This window comes from Sinorhizobium sp. 7-81 (assembly GCF_030124405.1).
In the GTDB taxonomy this organism is placed as follows: Bacteria; Pseudomonadota; Alphaproteobacteria; order Rhizobiales; family Rhizobiaceae; genus Sinorhizobium; species Sinorhizobium psoraleae.
In genome coordinates this window covers 968414-985792 of sequence record NZ_JASKLT010000002.1, presented here as the reverse complement: position 1 = coordinate 985792, position 17379 = coordinate 968414, and the positions used below count along the sequence as shown (strand labels likewise).

17 protein-coding genes are annotated in these 17379 nt (G+C 62.6%); 10 read left to right on the top strand and 7 right to left on the bottom strand.

All coding sequences use genetic code 11. From position 1 onward, the window contains the following. The coding region (locus QN224_RS11725) for an ABC transporter substrate-binding protein (RefSeq protein ID WP_283976778.1) at positions 1 to 873 on the bottom strand (873 nt) is incomplete at its 3' end. Continuing rightward, on the bottom strand, positions 873 to 1568 hold the full coding sequence (locus tag QN224_RS11720) for an XRE family transcriptional regulator (RefSeq protein ID WP_283976777.1): 696 nt from the start codon (positions 1566 to 1568) through the stop codon (positions 873 to 875). The genes QN224_RS11720 and QN224_RS11725, both read right to left, overlap by 1 nt. A 224-nt stretch (positions 1569 to 1792) precedes the next feature. On the opposite strand from QN224_RS11720, the gene QN224_RS11715 reads away from it, so the two are divergent. Genes QN224_RS11715 through QN224_RS11695 form a run of 5 tightly spaced genes read left to right on the top strand, consistent with a single transcriptional unit; the run spans position 1793 to position 5788 of the window. Next, positions 1793 to 2764, top strand: a complete 972-nt coding sequence (locus tag QN224_RS11715; protein WP_283976936.1) for an ABC transporter permease — start codon at positions 1793 to 1795, stop codon at positions 2762 to 2764. 13 nt (positions 2765 to 2777) lie between these two features. Beyond that, entirely contained in the window at positions 2778 to 3683 is a 906-nt protein-coding gene (locus QN224_RS11710; protein WP_283976776.1) for an ABC transporter permease, read from the top strand. Beyond that, positions 3683 to 4516, top strand: a complete 834-nt coding sequence (locus QN224_RS11705; RefSeq protein ID WP_283976775.1) for an ABC transporter ATP-binding protein — start codon at positions 3683 to 3685, stop codon at positions 4514 to 4516. The genes QN224_RS11710 and QN224_RS11705 overlap by 1 nt, the downstream gene beginning before the upstream one ends. Beyond that, positions 4513 to 5253 (top strand): ABC transporter ATP-binding protein, encoded by a 741-nt coding sequence (locus QN224_RS11700; protein ID WP_283976774.1) that lies wholly within the window; start codon positions 4513 to 4515, stop codon positions 5251 to 5253. Before QN224_RS11705 ends, QN224_RS11700 begins: the two co-directional genes overlap by 4 nt. 31 nt (positions 5254 to 5284) lie before the next feature. Then, positions 5285 to 5788 carry a GAF domain-containing protein gene (locus tag QN224_RS11695; protein WP_283976773.1) on the top strand — a complete coding sequence of 168 codons (504 nt, stop codon included), beginning with the start codon at positions 5285 to 5287 and terminating at the stop codon, positions 5786 to 5788. A gap of 79 nt (positions 5789 to 5867) precedes the next feature. On the opposite strand, the gene QN224_RS11690 is transcribed toward QN224_RS11695, so the two are convergent. The 5 genes from QN224_RS11690 to QN224_RS11670 form a co-directional block, all read right to left on the bottom strand. Beyond that, positions 5868 to 6323 (bottom strand): RbsD/FucU family protein, encoded by a 456-nt coding sequence (locus QN224_RS11690; RefSeq protein ID WP_283976772.1) that lies wholly within the window; start codon positions 6321 to 6323, stop codon positions 5868 to 5870. A 230-nt stretch (positions 6324 to 6553) separates the two neighbouring features. Beyond that, on the bottom strand, positions 6554 to 8938 hold the full coding sequence (locus QN224_RS11685) for an aldehyde dehydrogenase family protein (protein WP_283976771.1): 2385 nt from the start codon (positions 8936 to 8938) through the stop codon (positions 6554 to 6556). Between the two features lie 5 nt (positions 8939 to 8943). Beyond that, positions 8944 to 9957, bottom strand: coding sequence for a deoxyribose-phosphate aldolase (deoC, locus tag QN224_RS11680; RefSeq protein ID WP_173512329.1), 1014 nt, complete (start codon positions 9955 to 9957; stop codon positions 8944 to 8946). Positions 9958 to 10110: 153 nt separating this feature from the next. Beyond that, positions 10111 to 10836 carry a DeoR family transcriptional regulator gene (locus QN224_RS11675; RefSeq protein ID WP_283976770.1) on the bottom strand — a complete coding sequence of 242 codons (726 nt, stop codon included), beginning with the start codon at positions 10834 to 10836 and terminating at the stop codon, positions 10111 to 10113. Positions 10837 to 11235: 399 nt separating this feature from the next. Beyond that, complete coding sequence (locus QN224_RS11670) at positions 11236 to 11943, bottom strand: GntR family transcriptional regulator (protein WP_173512327.1); 708 nt, start codon at positions 11941 to 11943, stop codon at positions 11236 to 11238. Between the two features lie 262 nt (positions 11944 to 12205). Here QN224_RS11670 and QN224_RS11665 point away from each other — a divergent pair, with 262 nt between their 5' ends. The 5 genes from QN224_RS11665 to QN224_RS11645 all read left to right on the top strand — a co-directional run bounded on the left by QN224_RS11665 (position 12206) and on the right by QN224_RS11645 (position 17339). Further along, positions 12206 to 13294, top strand: coding sequence for an ABC transporter ATP-binding protein (locus tag QN224_RS11665; RefSeq protein ID WP_283976769.1), 1089 nt, complete (start codon positions 12206 to 12208; stop codon positions 13292 to 13294). Between the two features lie 73 nt (positions 13295 to 13367). Then, positions 13368 to 14666: a PotD/PotF family extracellular solute-binding protein gene (locus QN224_RS11660; RefSeq protein ID WP_283976768.1), complete on the top strand. Its 1299-nt coding sequence runs from the start codon at positions 13368 to 13370 to the stop codon at positions 14664 to 14666. Between the two features lie 192 nt (positions 14667 to 14858). After that, positions 14859 to 15767 (top strand): ABC transporter permease, encoded by a 909-nt coding sequence (locus tag QN224_RS11655; protein ID WP_283976767.1) that lies wholly within the window; start codon positions 14859 to 14861, stop codon positions 15765 to 15767. Position 15768: 1 nt separating this feature from the next. Continuing rightward, entirely contained in the window at positions 15769 to 16590 is an 822-nt protein-coding gene (locus tag QN224_RS11650) for an ABC transporter permease (protein ID WP_283976766.1), read from the top strand. 5 nt (positions 16591 to 16595) lie between these two features. Continuing rightward, positions 16596 to 17339, top strand: coding sequence for an aspartate/glutamate racemase family protein (locus QN224_RS11645; protein ID WP_283976765.1), 744 nt, complete (start codon positions 16596 to 16598; stop codon positions 17337 to 17339). The last annotated feature ends 40 nt before the right edge of the window (positions 17340 to 17379 follow it).

Below are 17379 nucleotides of genomic sequence, written 5' to 3'. Positions count from 1 at the left end.
CTGGTTGAAGGAGAGGAAGTGAACGGCCGCCTGCGGGTAGGACTCGACCTTCATGTTTTCCTTGCCGGTGATGCCAGCGACCTGATCGGGCGTGAGGTTCTTCGCCATGTCGACGTCGCCGGTCTCCAGCAGAAGCTGCTGTGTGGCCGCTTCCGCGACGTGGCGGATGATCACGCCCTTGATCGCCGGAGCGCCGCCGAAATAGTTCGGATTGCTCTGGAGGTTCAGGAGTTCGCCGGCGCGGAAGGCGCGCAGCACGAAGGGCCCGGTTCCGGCGGAGTTGGCCTTGAGCCACGCATTGCCGAAGTCGCCGTCCTGCTCGTTCGCCCTGACCGTTTCGGCATCGACAACCGATGCCGGGCGCGCGGCGAGAACGTTGAGCACGAAGGCGGACGAGAAGTCGCCCTCGTACTTGACGACGACCTTGTTGCCGTCGGCGGTCACCATCTTCTCGATGTTTTCCGGCGTCCAGCCGAGCTGCGTCAGGATGAAGGCCGGCGCCTTGTTGAGCGCCACCACGCGCTTAAACGAGTAGACCACGTCTTCCGCGCGCAGCGGGTTGCCGGACGAGAAAGTCACGCCGTCACGCAAGGTGAAAGTGATCGTCTTCGCGGCGTCGTCCGCGGTCCATTCGCTGGCGAGCCCGGGGGCAAGTTTCTTGACGTCGGGCGCGTCGTATTGCACGAGGCGGTCATAGGTCTGCGTGACGTATTCACCGGACGAGAACTCGTAAGCCTCGGCCGGATCGATGCTGACGATGTCGTCGATGTTCTGGGCGACGACCAGGACATCCGCCGGCGTTTCGGCCAATGCGGCCGGCGAAACGCTGAGCGCCAGTGACGCCGCGAACACCGCGGCCTTGAAGATCTTCATCATCGCTTCTCCTGTTTTCGATGAGACTTGGTTTTTGCGGGCTGTGCCGGTGTCCCCGTGGTCCCGGCACGGCCTGCTTCCTTCGATGCGGCGGATCGCGGCCGGAAAAGCGGCAGCGTTCCGGTCCAGAGGATGCGCGCAGGCCTGTCGGCCCTGTTCCACCAGTAGTGCGGCTGGATGCCCCTGAAATGCAGGCCGTCGCCGTCCGTCAGCGTCGTCTGCTCGCCATCAAGGCCGAAGAGAATCTCGCCATCGAGGATGAAGACGATCTCCTCCCCTTCATGGCTGAACACTTCCGACCGATGGCCCGGCGGGATCGTGATGACAAAGCTTGAAAGCTGGTTGCCGGCAAAATCTGCGCCGATGCGCTCGTAGGCGACCGGCGAGCCACCGACGGAAAAGACCATTCGATCTTCGGCGCGCGAAAGGCCGGTGTCGATTGCCGGGGCAAGGATGAAATGGCTGATCTCGGTATCGAGGCCGCGTGCGATCTGCGCGAGCGTGCCGAGCGAGGGCATGGCGAGATCCCGTTCGACCTGGCTGAGATAGCCGACCGAAACACCGGCCGCGTCACTCAATTCCTGGAGCGTCATGTGCATCTGCCGACGGCGCGCACGCACCAGCGCCCCGATCCTCGGCTGCGGTGCGGAATGTGCACTTTCCGGCGCGGCACGCGCATCGTCCGATACGGTCACGACCGACTCCCCCGTCAGTAAAATTTTTTTGATTTAAGCAAATATATTTATATACTCCAAGCGAATTCTTGCGCTATGGGCGTGGCCCAACGCAGGCCAAGCAGGGATGGAGCCGCCACGTGGCAGATGACAGCACGACCCCCGCCGCCGAACCGGCGCGCCGCCGCGGCGCGACCGGCTCGGCCCATCGCTGGGTTGTCACCACCGCCGGATTTCTCGTCACGCTGGCCGTAACCTTCCTCGGCCTTCTCGCCATCACCTTCTTCATCGGCCGGATCGTGCCGATCGATCCGGTGCTCGCAGTCGTGGGGGACCGCGCTCCCACTGCCGTCTACGAGCGGGTGCGCGTCGAAATGGGCCTCGATCGCCCCTTGACGACGCAGTTCGTAAGCTATGTCGGCGACGTGCTGACCGGCAATTTCGGCACGTCTGTTTCCACCGGACGGCCGGTTCTCGAGGATCTTGCGCGGGTTTTCCCGGCGACGCTCGAGATGGCGACACTTGGCATTATCATCGGGGTCCTGCTCGGCGTCCCCCTTGGCGTCATCGCCGCAAGCCGGCGCGGCTCTTGGCTCGATCAGGCAATCCGCGTCGTCGGCCTGCTCGGCTATTCCGTTCCTGCGTTCTGGCTTGGCCTCGTCGGCCTCGCCGTCTTCTATGCCCGGCTCAATTGGGTCGGAGGCCCTGGCCGCGTCGAGATCTTTCTTGACGGCATCGTGCCGCCGGTGACCGGCCTGCTGCTGATTGACAGCATCATCGCCGGCGATTGGGAGGTGTTCGGCAATGCCGTCTGGCACCTGATATTGCCGGCGTCCTGCCTCGGATTCTTCGCGTTGGCCTATATCGCCCGCATGACACGCTCGTTCATGCTCGACCAACTGAGCCAGGAATACGTCACCACCGCCCGGGTCAAGGGTGTTCCCGAGCGGCTGGTCATCTGGCGCCATGCCTTCCGGCCGATCCGCGTGCCGCTGATCACCGTCATCGGGCTCTCCTATGCCGGCCTTCTCGAAGGATCGGTAATGATCGAGACGATCTTCTCCTGGCCCGGCATCGGCAACTATCTGACCGTGGCGCTGCTTAACGCCGACATGTCCGCGGTACTCGGCTCGACCCTGGTAGTCGGTGCGGTCTTCATCGGCATCAACAAGATTTCGGACGTGCTCTATCGCGTGCTCGATCCGCGTGCGCGCTAGGGAGGTGCGGGACATGGCAACGCTTCGCGACTGGCTGATCGACGACAGCCCCGCTTCCCCGATGCAGGCGCGGCTTGGCCGGCTCTACCGCATCTTCGGCGCGCTGATGCACAATCCGCTGGCGGTGATCGGCGCGATCATCATTGCCGCCCTGATCTTCGCAGCACTTTTCGCGCCTTGGCTCGCGACGCACGATCCGCTGCGCCAGGCGCTTGCCGAACGGCTGCTGCCGCCGAGCGCCGAACACTGGATGGGGACCGACGAACTCGGGCGCGATATCTGGTCGCGCGTCGTCTACGGCGCGCGCATTACCCTGGTGATCGTCGCGCTCGTCGCCGTTCTTGCGGCGCCGGCCGGACTCGTCATCGGTGTCATCTCCGGCTATTTCGGCGGCTGGGTCGATCGCATCCTGATGGGCATCACCGACATCTTCCTGTCGCTACCGAAGCTGATCCTGGCGCTCGCCTTCGTCGCAGCCCTTGGACCAGGCATCGAGAACGCCATCATCGCGATCGCCATCACCTCCTGGCCCGGCTATGCCCGCGTCGCGCGGGCCGAAACCCTGACGTTCAAGAATTCCGAGTTCATTGCCGCCGTGCGTCTGCTCGGCGCGTCGAGCCTTAGAGTCAATCTCGGCCACGTGCTGCCGCTCTGCACCTCGTCGATGATCATCCGCGTGACGCTCGACATGGCCGGCATCATCCTGACCGCCGCCGGCCTCGGCTTCATCGGCCTCGGCGCCCAGCCGCCCCTGCCGGAATGGGGCGCGATGATCTCCCGCGGGCGGTCCTTCATTCTCGATCAGTGGTGGGTGGCAACGATGCCGGGCTTCGCGATCATCCTCGTCAGCCTCGGCTTCTGCTTCTTGGGCGATGGTCTTCGCGACGTGCTCGACCCCAAGAGCGGGGAGCAGCGCTGATGAGACCGCTCCTCGAAATCGAAAACCTGCGTGTCACCTTCCCGACGGCACACGGTGATCTCGACGTCGTACGCGGCATCTCCTTCACGCTCGGACGCGAGCGCCTCGGCATCGTTGGCGAAAGCGGCTCCGGCAAATCGATGACCGGCCGTTCGATCCTGAAGCTCGTGCGCGCACCCGGCCGCGTGACCGCGGACAAGCTTGCCTTCGACGGCATCGATCTCAGCACCCGCTCGGAGAAGCAGATGCGCGCTATTCGCGGCGCTCGTATCTCGATGGTGATGCAGGATCCGAAATTCTCGCTCAATCCGGTGATGACCATCGGCGAGCAGATCGCCGAGGCGCTGCTGACGCACAAACGTCTGCCGCGGCGGGAAGTGAACGACCGCATTCACACCATGCTCCAATCGGTGCGCATCACCGATCCGGAACGTGTCGCCCGGCTTTACCCGCACGAGGTTTCCGGCGGGATGGGGCAGCGGGTGATGATCGCGATGATGCTCATCCCCGAGCCGGACCTGCTGATTGCCGACGAGCCGACTTCGGCGCTCGACGTCTCGGTCCAGGCACAGGTGCTCGACATCATCGACGAGCTCGTTCGGCGCAAGGGCATGGGGCTGATCTTCATCAGCCACGACCTGAACCTCGTCTCGAGCTACTGCGACCGGATCCTGGTGATGAACACCGGCGAAGTCGTGGAAGAATGCAAGGCCGGCGAATTGAAGAACGCCACGCACCCCTATACGCGCGGCCTTATCGCCTCCATTCCGCGCCTCGATGAAACAAGGGACGAGCTGCCCGTGCTCGACCGCAGTGCCTGGGCAAAAGCATGACCGCGCTCTCTCTGAAAAATCTCGACATCTCCTACGGCGACACGCAGATCACCGACAAGGTGAGCCTCGACATCGCCGAAGGCGAGAGCTTCGCGCTCGTCGGTGAAAGCGGCTCGGGCAAGTCCACCGTCTTGAAGGCGATCGCCGGACTCGCGCCCGAATGGACCGGCGAGATCCATGTCCTCGGCAAACCGCGCGGCCACGGTGTCGACCGCGGATTTTCGCGGATCTGCCAAATGGTGTTTCAGGACCCCTATGGTTCGCTGCATCCTCGAAAAACCGTCGATGCGACGCTTGGCGAGGCGCTGACGATCCACGGTATCGGCAACCGGAGCGCGCGCGTCGAAGAGGTGATGGCGTCAGTCGGCCTCGACCGGAAATTCCGGTTCCGCTTTCCGCACCAGCTTTCCGGCGGCCAGCGCCAGCGCGTGGCGATCGCGCGCGCACTGATGCTGAAGCCGAAGATCCTGCTGCTCGACGAGCCGACGTCGGCACTCGACGTTTCGGTCCAGGCCGAAATCCTCAACCTGCTCAAGCGTCTCCGCCGCGAGCAGAATCTCACCTTCCTGATGGTCACGCACAATCTGCCGGTCGTCTCCTTCCTCTGCGACCGGCTGGCCGTCATGCGCCAGGGCCGCATCGTCGAGGTGGCCGGCGTTGACGAGTTGAAGCGCGGTGACCTCAAGGAACCCTATTCGCGCGAACTGATGCAGATCAGTGCCGCACACGCCAACTAATCGTCCCACCCAATTCTCCCAAGGACAGACAATGAAGACCGAGTATGTCGCCGCTCTGGCGGAATTCGACGCAACCATTGCCAACGACACCAGCGCAGATGCGCCCTATCGCGCGCTGCAGACGCTTAGCCGAAAGCTGATCGGCGCCAAGCTCTTCACGATCATGACGGTGGACATGGCGAATGAGCTGGCGCGCCGCGCCTATACCTCGCACCCCGACGAGTATCCGGCCTCCGGCACCAAGCCGATCCACTATGATCGCTGGTTCGACACGGTCCACAAGGCGCGCGAGACCTTCGTCGCTAATACGATTGCCGACATTTCCACCGTCTTCGGCGACTACGAGACGATTGCTGCACTCGGCTGCGGATCAGTCGTGAACATTCCAGTCGTCGTCGGCGGCGAACTGCTCGGCACGGTCAACTGTCTGGACGTCGAGCATCACTACACGCCCGAAAGGGTCGCGCTTTCGAAGCTGATCGAGATGCCGGCGAAGCTCGCGTTCCTCGCTGCCGCGCGGAACGCTGTGAAGTAAGGAGCGGTCGGTCGCTTCCCAAACCTCGGTCGGGTCGCGGCGCGTTTGCGGTCGCACCCCCTATTGTCGCGCCGATGCGTCAGGCGGATTCCGGGGGAATGACGCCCTTGGTGAAGAGAAAGCAGCCGTAGAAGCGCGTCTCGCCCGTGGTAATGACGCAATAGGCCTTCTTCGCCTCCTCGTAGAAGGCGAAGCGCTCGATGCCGTACATCGGCGCCGGCTTGCCCTCGGCCCGGTCGATTTCGGCCTGAACTTCTCGCTGTACCGCCGGCAGCTCGTCCGGGGCCCCCATGACTTCCATGCGCCCGGCCGAGGGCTGCAACGGCGTATCGAGTGGAAGGACCGAGAGAACCGCCTTTACGGCGCGCGCGGCGGAGACATTGTCGATGTGCAGCACTTTTCCGAGCGTCGTCTGCCGCGCGATCGCGTCGGACGGGAAATTGGTGTCCGAGATGACCAGCGTGTCGCCGTGCCCCATCGAACGCAGCGCGTGCAACACGTCGGCATTGAGTGCCGGGTCGATATTCTTGAGCATTCCAGTACTCCCCCTGCATGGTTCCTTATGACCGAAACCGATCTACTGCAATTCAACGTGCTGCAGCAACTTTGCGCATCCGAGCGGACGCGTGGCGCTGCGGGCGCCTGATCGCCGAACTTCCGGCGACGCACGGCCGCATCAGGCCGTTTCCAGCGCCACTCGTCAACAAGGTTGTTTGGATTTCCCCGCTGTTCCGGCAGCGCCCCCCGCCCGAAGGATGCCTGTCCCTACTCGCCGTAGGGGATCCAGATGTTCTTGACATCGACGGCACGTCGCAGGAAGGCGGGGCCTTCGGCAGCCGTCCGGTCCATCCAGTCGATCGCCTTGCCGTAGTCGACAAAGGTGCGCTTGAGGTTGCCGACGGAGAGCTTCTCGACCAGCGTCGACAGTTCCGGCGAGCCGAAAGCCCAGAGCGCGTCGACGTCGTTGTGGGCGGCAAGCGTCTTGGCGAGCTCGACGGCCGATCCGGTGACAATATTAATGACGCCGGCCGGCACATCCGATGTTTCGAGCACGGAGTAGAAATCGGTAGCCGCCAGCGGGTGCTGTTCGCTCGGAACGGCAACGACGCGGTTACCGACGGCGATCAGCGGCGCCACGAGGCTGATGAAGCCTAGCAACGGTGCCTCCGGCGGGCAGATAACGCCAACGACACCCTGCGGCTCCGGCATCGCCAGTGCGACACCGCGCAGCGGCGGTTGGTGCACGACACCCTCATATTTGTCCGCCCAGGCGCCATAGGTGAAGAGACGCGCGATCGCAGCATCGACCTCAGCCCTGGCACCGGCTGCCGAGGCGCCGGTCATGGCAGAGATGCGCTCGGCAAACTCCGTCGCACGGCCACTCAGATTTTCGGCAATGTAATAGAGGATCTGCGCCCGGTTATGCGTCGTTGCGGAAGACCAGGCCGATGCGCCCTGCGCCGCGACGACGGCATTGCGGATATCCTTGCGATTGCCTTCGCCGACCTCGCCGATCACCTTGCCCTTTGACGAAAGCACCGGCCGCGAATAGTTTCCGTCCGGCCGCGACTGCTTGCCGCCGATGAAGAGCTTGGCGGTGCGGTCTAGCACCGGCATGGAGAAGTCGCCCGCAGCCGCTTTCACGACCGGTGCGGCCGCGACGGGCCGGAGCTTGCGCCCGATCCAAGCTTTCGGCTTCAGATATTCGTAGCAGCCCTCGCGCCCGCCCTCACGGCCGAAGCCGGACTCGCGTTTTCCGCCGAAGCCGGCCGCCGCGTCGAAGAGGTTGGTGGCATTGACCCAGACCACACCGGCCGCAAGCTTCGCGGCAACGTGCAAAGCGAGCCCGATGGTTTCGCTCCAGACGCTGGCGGCAAGGCCGTAGCGCGAGTGATTGGCGAGTTGGATCGCCTCTTCTGGTGTGCGGAAGGTCATCGAAACCGCGACCGGCCCGAAGATTTCCTCCGTAGCGACGATCGATGTCGGCTGGACATTGGTGAGCAGCGTCGGCGGATAAAAGCTGCCGCCCTTCGGCAGCTCGATCTTCGGCTGGTGCAGCGACGCGCCCTCAGTCACACCCTGAGCGACCAGGCTTTCGATCCGTCGCAGTTGCACCGGCGCGACGATTGCCGCCATGTCGATCGCCTTGTCCAGCGGATGGCCGACGCGCAAGGTCGCCATGCGCCGTTTCAGCCGCTCATAAAACAATGGCGCCACGCCCTCCTGGACGAGGAGGCGCGAACCGGCACAGCAGACCTGGCCCTGGTTGAACCAGATGGCATCGACCACGCCTTCGACCGCCCCGTCGATATCGGCATCGTCGAAGATGATGAAGGGCGACTTGCCGCCGAGCTCGAGCGTCAGCGACTTGCCGGTTCCGGCGGTCTTCTCGCGGATGAGGCGCCCTACCTCGGTCGAACCGGTAAAGGCGATCTTGTCGATATCCTCATGCTCGACGATCAACGCGCCGGTTTCGCCCTCGCCCGTCACCACGTTCAACACGCCCGGCGGCAGCCCGGCCGCGGCAGCAAGCTCCGCGAAGAGAAGCGCCGTCAGCGGCGTGAATTCGGCCGGCTTCAAGATGACGGTGTTGCCAAGCGCCAGCGCCGGCGCGACCTTCCAGGCCAGCATCAGGAAGGGGAAGTTCCACGGGATGACCTGGCCGACGACGCCGACCGGCACCTGGTCGGCGAACTCGGTCTCCTGAAGCTGAGCCCAGCCGGCGTGGTGGTAGAAGTGACGGGCGGCCAGCGGAATGTCGATGTCGCGGGTCTCCCGGATGGGCTTGCCGTTGTCGATCGCTTCGACAACTGCGATCAGACGCGCGTGGCGCTGGATCATGCGTGCTAATGCATAGAGATGACGCGCACGCGCATGGCCGGGCAACTTCACCCATGCACCCCGCGCCTTGCGGGCGGCGGCAACCGCGCTGTTGACGTCTTCGCGTCCACCGAGCGCAATCTTGGCGAGCAAGGCGCCAGTCGCAGGCTCGTAGGTATCGAACGTCTTTCCAGACGCTGAAGCGACGAAGGCGCCGTTGAGGAAGTGGCCGAACTCGCCCTTGTGACGTGCGAGCCATGCGCGCGCCTCGGTGTCGGCCTCGGGTGCGGGACCATAGGATATTTCGTCAAAATACCTGGCGACGGTCATCGGGATTATCCTATCGGGTGTCTGTTGAGGGCCGAGTAGGCGCCGCTGACGTGATGTTCGAGCTGACGCTCGATATCGGCAAGCAAGCTCGACGCCCCCACGCGGAAGAGATCCGGCTCCAGCCATTCACGGCCAAGTTCGTCCTTCATGAGGAACTGATAGTTCAGCACGTCCTTGGCCGCCGAGATGCCGCCGGCCGGCTTGTAACCCACTTTGAGACCCGTGCGCTCCTGATAGGCGCGGATCATTCTCAGCATGACGAGTGTCACGAGCAGCGTCGCATTGACGCCCTCCTTGCCTGTCGACGTCTTGATGAAGTCGGCGCCGGCCATCATGCAGACGAGCGATGCGCGCGCCACATTGCGCAGCGTTTTGAGATCACCGGTTGCCAGGATCGCCTTGACATGGGCATCGCCGCAGGCTGCGCGGAAATCGCGCATCTCGTCGTAGAGCGCCTGCCAATTGCCGGTCAGCACATGCTCGCGGGTGATGACGATATCGATCTCGCGCGCGCCATCGGCGACCGAGGCCTCGATTTCCTTCAGCTTAACGTCATGCGGCACGAGCCCCGCCGGAAACCCGGTGGAGACGGCGGCAACCGGGATACCGGAACCCTCGAGCGCCTCTACCGCCGTCGAAACGAAGCGATGGTAGACACAGACCGCTCCGGTCGTGATGCCGCGATTGCCCATGCCGAGCGCCTCGAGAATGTCCTGACGGACCGGCTGGCGCGCCTTAGCGCACAGCCGCTTGACGCGCTCGGTCGTGTCGTCGCCATTGAGCGTGGTGAGATCGATGCAGGTTACGGCCTTGAGCAGCCAGGCGGCTTGGGCATCCTTCTTCACGGTACGCCGCCCCGGCAGCGTCGCAACGCGCCGCTCGGCCGCCGACAGATTGACGCGCTGATCGACCACCCAGGAAAGGTCGAGCTCGATGCCATCATTGCGCGGCCAATTGTGACCTACGCCGGCGGTCTCAGCGAATGCCGCCGCCGTGCTCTTCACAGCAAGGTCTTCCAAACGACTACTCCTCGTATGGCCGATGCCGCCCTTGGGCGCGCATCTTTGCAGCTTTTGTCCGCCTTGGCGACATTGTTATCTTTCTGTCTATTTATGTTAAAATTCCACCAAACAGCCCATCTGTCAAGCAGGGAGGCGCGTCCGCGAAACGCCCTATGCGACCGCCGTCTCGCCGTATTCCGTGATCACCGCCCGAAAGGCGCCCGTAGGCGCGAAGAAGGCCGGCTTCAGCTTGCCGATCTTGCTCTGATCGACGACGAGGTAATTTTCCCGGGCGAGCGAGATTACCTTCTGCTTGATCGGCACCTCGTGGAAATGGACGCAGGTCGCACCCCGCTGTTGGTCGATTCCGGCAGCGGACAGAAACGCGACATTGATGCCAAGCCGATCGAGCGTATCCAGGCTGGAATCGCCTGAGAAGGATGCCGACGACGGATGATAAAGACCCCCGAGCATGACGATCCGCACATTGGGTTTCCGGGTCAGGCGATCGGCCGCATTCAAAGAATAACAGACTGCCGTTATTGAATAATTTTCCGGAATCAGGTCGACGAGATATTCAAGCGTCGTGCCGCAGTCGATGAAGATCGTCTCATCGGGACGAATAAATCGTGCAGCATGGACGCAGGCCTCACGCTTGGCGGCCGCGTGGCTGTCGGCCGCGCGCGCAAGTTCATAGGGCACGTCGCTCTCGATATCGGCCGCCGAAACGATGTGCCCCCCGAGATAGCCGAAAAGCCCGGGATTGTCGGCAATGTCCCGGCGTACCGTCATCTCGGACACGCCAAGCAGCGCGGCGGCGTCCTTCAGATGCAGCACGCGCCGCGCTGAAAGCGCGTCGGTCAAGGTCGTGATACGCGTCGACTTGCGGTTGGCCATTGTGCGTCCGGGGCGAAGGCTTGCGCTAAATAACGCCATACAACGAGTGCTTGGCGAACAATTTTGTTAGAAATATCACAAATCAAACCCCCACGACAAGGGAGGCATGGCCAAACGGCAATGGCCCACGACGACAATCCTTGGCTGTTAGGCGACGGGTGCCTGTATCACCCATATCGATCGCCCACCCGCCGATACGCGCGTCGGCGAAAGCCCTGAATGGACGCGACGCTTGGAGAGCCATGACTTTCTCTGCAGCTAATCCAGCGGATACTTCATCAGAAAAGGACGATTTGGTAGACGTGCTTTTTCAGCACGCTCGATTGAGGTCCTTCCCGCCGAGAAGCAATCTCTTGGCTCGGAAAGCCGATCTTTGGGCGGCTGGCGCGCCTAGCGCCGCTACAGCAGCAGGGCGTCTTTCAAATTGCTGTCCCTCTTCGTCGCTCGCAGGTCGAGATCCGCCTCGATGTGGTCGATATGCTCGAGCATCAGCGCGCAGGCAGTGTCGACGTCCTTCCTTTCCAGAGCGTCGACGATCTCCTGATGTTCACTATGGCCGCAACTCGAAATCACCGATTGCCCGTAGAGCGCGATGACGAGCGAGGAGCGGGCAATGAGCTCGTCCATGAACCGCTTGAGGATGGCGTTACCGGTGATGGCGGCGATCGCCAGATGAAAGTCACCGGACGCCTTGATCTCGGCCCGGCGGGCGGACTGGCCACGCTGGATCGTCAGCCGTTCCTCTTCGGCAAGCAAGTCACGCAACTCCTTGATATGCCGCTTCTCCAGATGAGCGGCCGCCTCGCGCAAAAGACCGGGCTCGATAAGCCGGCGCGTTGCAAAGATCTGTTGCGCCTCGGCGACCGAGGGATAGGCGACGAAGGCGCCGCGATTTTTCTCGACCGTGACGAGCCCTTCATAGGAAAGCGCCTGAAGGGCGGCGCGCACCACCGTGCGGCTGACATTGAAAAGCCCGCCGACATCGCTTTCGGAAAGTTTTGTGCCGGGCGCGAGACGCCGCTCGACAATCGCCTCCCGGATCGAGTCGCGGATATGGGGGGCACCGATTTCGATGTTTTCGGAAGTGGCGAGATTTGATGAGGTCATGAGGCTGGCAATCCGGACAATGCCGACACTGTAGCGTGATGAACGCTGGAAGTTAACAGCCATTCGCACGCAAATATTTTTGGTATTGTATACGATTGCCTCAGATATTGGCGACAAACGCCTATAAAATGTGCAGCTAATCAACAGCCGCACGGGCCAGCTCGCCGCGGCGGGAGAATATATCCGACAGATCATGCCCTTAAGCCCTGGCGGGCGAACTGGCACGCTTGATGCTTCTCTCCTTGTGCAAGGAGAAAACGCCATGTCAAAAGCGGCTGAGATCGATATTGCCTCGGTTTCCAAGGTCTACGGCACGACAACGGCCGTCCATTCGATCAGCCTGAAGATCCCCGCCGGCAGCTATTGCTGCTTTCTGGGACCTTCCGGCTGCGGCAAGACGTCGACGCTGCGCATGATTGCCGGTCACGAGAGCATTTCTTCCGGCGACATTCGCCTCGGCAACATCGTGGTCACCGATTTTCCGCCGGCGAAACGCGGCACGGCGATGATGTTCCAGTCCTACGCGCTGTTCCCGCATCTCGATCTCGTCGACAACGTGGCCTTCAGCCTGAGGATGAAAGGCGTCGACAAGGACGAGCGCCGGGCGAAGGCCTTGGAAATGCTCAAGCTGATGCAGATGGAAGCCTACGCGACGCGCCGCCCGGCGCAGCTCTCCGGCGGTCAGCAGCAGCGTGTGGCGCTTGCCCGCGCGCTGATCACCGATCCGGAGGCGTTGCTGCTCGACGAACCGCTTTCCGCGCTCGACCCGTTCCTCAAGATCCGGATGCGAGCGGAGCTCAAGAAGCTGCAAAAGACGCTCGGCATCACTTTCGTCCATGTGACGCATAGCCAGGAGGAAGCGATGGCGCTCGCCGACCTGATCGTCATCATGAACAACGGCCGGATCGAGCAGGCAGCCAAACCGCGCACCGTCTTCGAAAAACCGGCGACCTCCTTCGTTGCCCGCTTCATGGGCGACCATAACGTGCTTTCGGGCCGCGTGACGAAGATCGAGGGCGGCGTCGTGACGCTGCAGGTGCCCGAGGGCCAGACCTTCACCGTGCGCGACATCGGCCAAGAGGTCGGCAAGCCGATCGACATCGGCATCCGCACCGATCGCGTGCGTCTTGAACCGGCAGTGGAAAAGTCGCTCGGCTTTCAGGGCGTCGTCTCGAATGTCGAATATCGCGGCGCTTCCGTGAAGATCACCGTGATCGGCGCCGGCAGCGACGATTTCACCGTGATCGTCTCCGACGCGGAATATTTCAAGAAACCCGTGCCCGTCGGCGATGCGGTGTCCTTGAGCTGGGCCCTGGAGGACGTGATCCCCCTCGGCCGCCTCTCAGCCTAGCCCGATAAAAGGCCGGTTCCGGCCACCTCCCGCTCAAACCAACCACTAACCATCAAGAAAAGGGGAACTACGCATGACAATCGAGGCCAATTCACCGAAGCCGCAAAAAGGGATCTCCCGGCGTTCGCTGCTCAAGACCGGTGCCGCCGCTGTCGGCGCCATCGCCGGATCCGGGGTCATCACCGGCTTTCCCACCATCTGGGCGCAGAACCCGATCACGCTCCGCCAGTTCGGCACCGGCGTTTCGAACATCAATGCGATCGCCGAAAAGTGCAAACAGGACCTTGGCATCACGCTGGAGATGACGGCGACCGATTCCGATGCTGCCGCCCAGCGCGCCGTCACCCAGCCGGACTCCTATGACATCGCCGATATCGAATACTGGATCGCCAAGAAGGTCTTCCCGAGCGGCGTCATGCAGCCGATGGATGTCTCGAAAATCAAACATTACGACAAGATCGTGCCGCTCTTCATCGATGGCAAGCTGAAGCCGGACAGCGTGGTTGCCCAGGGTACCGCGCCGCACACCGTCGGCTTCGTCGAAGCGCAGGATTCCAAGACCTTCGCCAAGGAGCCTACGCAGTGGATGACGCTGATCCCGACGATCTACAACGCCGACACGCTCGGCATCCGCCCGGACCTCGTCGGTCGCGAGATCACCACCTGGGCCGACATCATGGATCCTGCCTTCAAAGGCAAGGCGGCAATCCTCAACATCCCTTCGATCGGCATCATGGATGCCGCCATGATCATGGAGGCCATGGGCAACATCAAATATGCCGACAAGGGCAACATGACGACGGACGAAATCGATCAGACGATCGATTTTCTCATCAAGGCCAAGCAGGACGGCCAGTTCCGCGCGTTCTGGAAATCCTTCGACGAGAGCGTCAACCTGATGGCCTCCGGCGAGGTCGTCATCCAGTCGATGTGGTCGCCAGCGGTCGCCGCCGTCCGCTCCAAGGGGATTGCCTGCAAATACCAGCCGCTGAAAGAGGGCTATCGCGCCTGGGGCGGCGGTCTCGGTCTCGCCGCGCACCTGCAGGGCGCCCAACTTGACGCCGCTTACGAATATATCAACTGGTATCTCTCCGGCTGGGTCGGCGCCTATCTCAATCGCCAGGGCTATTACTCCGCCGCGATGGAAACGGCGAAGGCTCACATGTCAGAGGACGAATGGGGCTTCTGGGTGGAAGGCAAGCCGGCAAAAGGCGACATCCTCTCTCCGGAAGGCAAGATCATGGAGAAGGCCGGCGCCGTCCGTGACGGCGGCTCGTTCGAGGAGCGCATGGGCAAGGTCGCCTGCTGGAACTCCGTGATGGACGAGGATCGTTACATGGTCCGCCGCTGGAACGAGTTCATCGCGGCGTAGGGCGGCTCGCGTTTATCCGCAAGCAAGTTGCCCCTCACCCTAGCCCTCTCCCCGCACGCGGGGAGAGGGGACGAGATCGCCGCTCCCGCGCCTTACTTAGCGACGGCGGAGGTCGCCTCAAGTCTTCCCCGCACGCGGGGCGAGAAGGTGCCGGCAGGCGGATGAGGGCAATGGCAAACAAGAGGACAGACAATGACGGCGATCGCGACTTCAGGAGGGGCCAAAGCGGGCAAGACATCCCGCGGCTTTGCCGTGCCGCAGTGGCTAATCGCCTACCTGCAAGCCACGCCCCTCCTCCTGATCCTCGGCTTCTTCTTCATCCTGCCGATCCTGACCATCTTCGTCGTCAGTTTCTGGGACTACGACTTCGCCGGGCTCTATCCCGATTTCCTGTCGATGAACTATACCGACACGATCGGTTCGTGGGTGACGTGGAAGACCTATCTCAACACGCTGAAATTCACGGCGATGACGTGGGCTCTTACGCTCTTTATCGGCTTTTGGGTCGCCTATTTCCTGGCCTTCCACATCCGCACGATGACGATGCAGATGGTGCTTTTCCTCGTCTGCACCGTGCCGTTCCTCACCTCTAACATCATCCGCATGATCTCCTGGATTCCGGTTCTCGGACGCAACGGCCTCGTCAACTCGACATTGATCGAACTCGGCATCATCCCTGAGCCGATCGAATGGCTGCTCTATTCCGATTTCGCCGTCGTGCTCGCCATGGTGCATCTCAACACGCTGTTCATGGTGACGCCGATCTTCAACACGCTAATGCGCATCGACCGCTCCCTGATCGAGGCCGCGCGCGATTGCGGCGCGACTGGCTGGCAGATCCTCTGGAACGTCATTCTGCCCTTGGCCAAGCCCGGTATGGCGATCGGATCAATTTTTGTCGTGACGCTGGTCATGGCTGATTTTTCGACAGTTCAGGTGATGTCGGGCGGGCAAAGCGCCTCGGTTGCGCTGATGATGAAGAACCAGATGTCCTTGCTTCAGTACCCGGCGGCAGCCGCCAACGCGGTCGTGCTGCTGATCGTCGTGCTTTTGATGGTCGCCGCGATCCTGCGGGTCGTCGATATCCGGAAGGAGCTCTGACATGACCCACGAAAGACGGACTTTGGAATTCTACGTGCTGGCTGCCTTCTTCGCGCTGTTCGTGCTGTTCCTTTACGGACCGCTGTCAGCGGTCCTGATCCTCTCCTTCCAGGGGCCTGACGGCGGCCTCACCTTTCCGTTGAACGGGCTTTCGACGCACTGGTTCTACAACCTCTTCGAAAAGCAGGCTGTCGGCGATTTCGGCGCCTCATTCCGCCGATCCTTCACGCTCGGGCTCATGGTTATGGTCGTCAACGTCGTCGTGGCGCTCCTCGCCGGCCTCGCCTTCCGCCACCGCTTCCGCGGTTCGACGACGCTCTTCTACGTGACGGTCGCGAGCCTCGTCGTGCCCTCGATCATCATTTCGCTGGGCATCGGCGTCGTCTTCCAGCAGTTCGGGCTGAAGCCCGCCTGGTACTCTTCCGGCTTCGGCGCGCATCTAACCTGGACGCTGCCCTTCGGCGTGCTCATCATGTTCGCGGTCTTCAACCGCTTCTCGCCGGCCTATGAGGAGGCTGCCCGCGACCTCGGCGCAACACCGTGGCAGACCTTCCGCCATGTCGTGCTGCCGATGATCGCGCCGAGCCTGATCGGCGTCGGTCTCTTCGGCTTCACCCTCTCCTATGACGAGTTCGCCCGCACGCTGATGACGTCCGGCACCTACAATACGCTGCCGCTCGAAATCTACGGCATGACAACCAACGTGACGACGCCGGTGCTTTACGCCCTCGGCACGGTCACGACACTCTTCTCCTTCACCATCATCCTCGTCGCGCTCGCCATCATCCTCGTGCTCAGGCGCCGGCAGGCAAAGATAAGCTGACATCCATGCGCATCCTGATCGCCAATCCGAACACCACCGTCTCGATGACGGAAAAGGCTGCAGATGCAGCGCGCGCCGTCGCCGGGCACGGGACGGAAATCATCGCGGCAACCTCCAGGAACGGCCCTGCCTCGATCGAGGGGCACTATGATGGCGCCATCGCTGTGCCCGGCCTGCTGATGGAGATCCGTGCGGGGCAAGCCGCCGGTGCCGACGCCGCCGTCATCGCATGTTTCGATGATACCGGCCTTGAGGCCGCGCGCACCCTCGCCGACATTCCGGTGCTGGGACTTTGCGAATCCGCCGTGATGACGGCAGCACTTCTTGCCCAGCGCTTCACCGTCGTCACCACGCTGGAGCGCTCGCGTATTCTCATCGAAAATCTTATCGAGCGCTACGGCATGGGCAGCCGCGCAAAGGTTCGCGCCGCCGATATTCCGGTGCTCGACCTCGAGGACAAAGCGTCCGGAGCCCTCGTCAAGCTTAGGCGCCAGATCGAACTGGCGCTCACGGAGGACGGAGCCGAAGCGATCGTCCTCGGCTGCGCCGGCATGGCCGATCTGGCGCAGGCGCTGCAGCGTGAATACGGGGTTCCGGTTGTCGATGGGGTCTCGGCTGCAGTCAAGCAGGCGGAGGCGCTCGTCTCGCAGGGACTTACGACGAGCAAGCGCGGCTCCTATGCCGCTCCGCTCGCAAAACCCTATACGGGGTCGACGCAGGCCCTCGCGCCAGGACCCGCTTCGCCCTGAGTGCCCCCTCCCTTCAATCGTTCCGGTTGTAGTTCCGTAC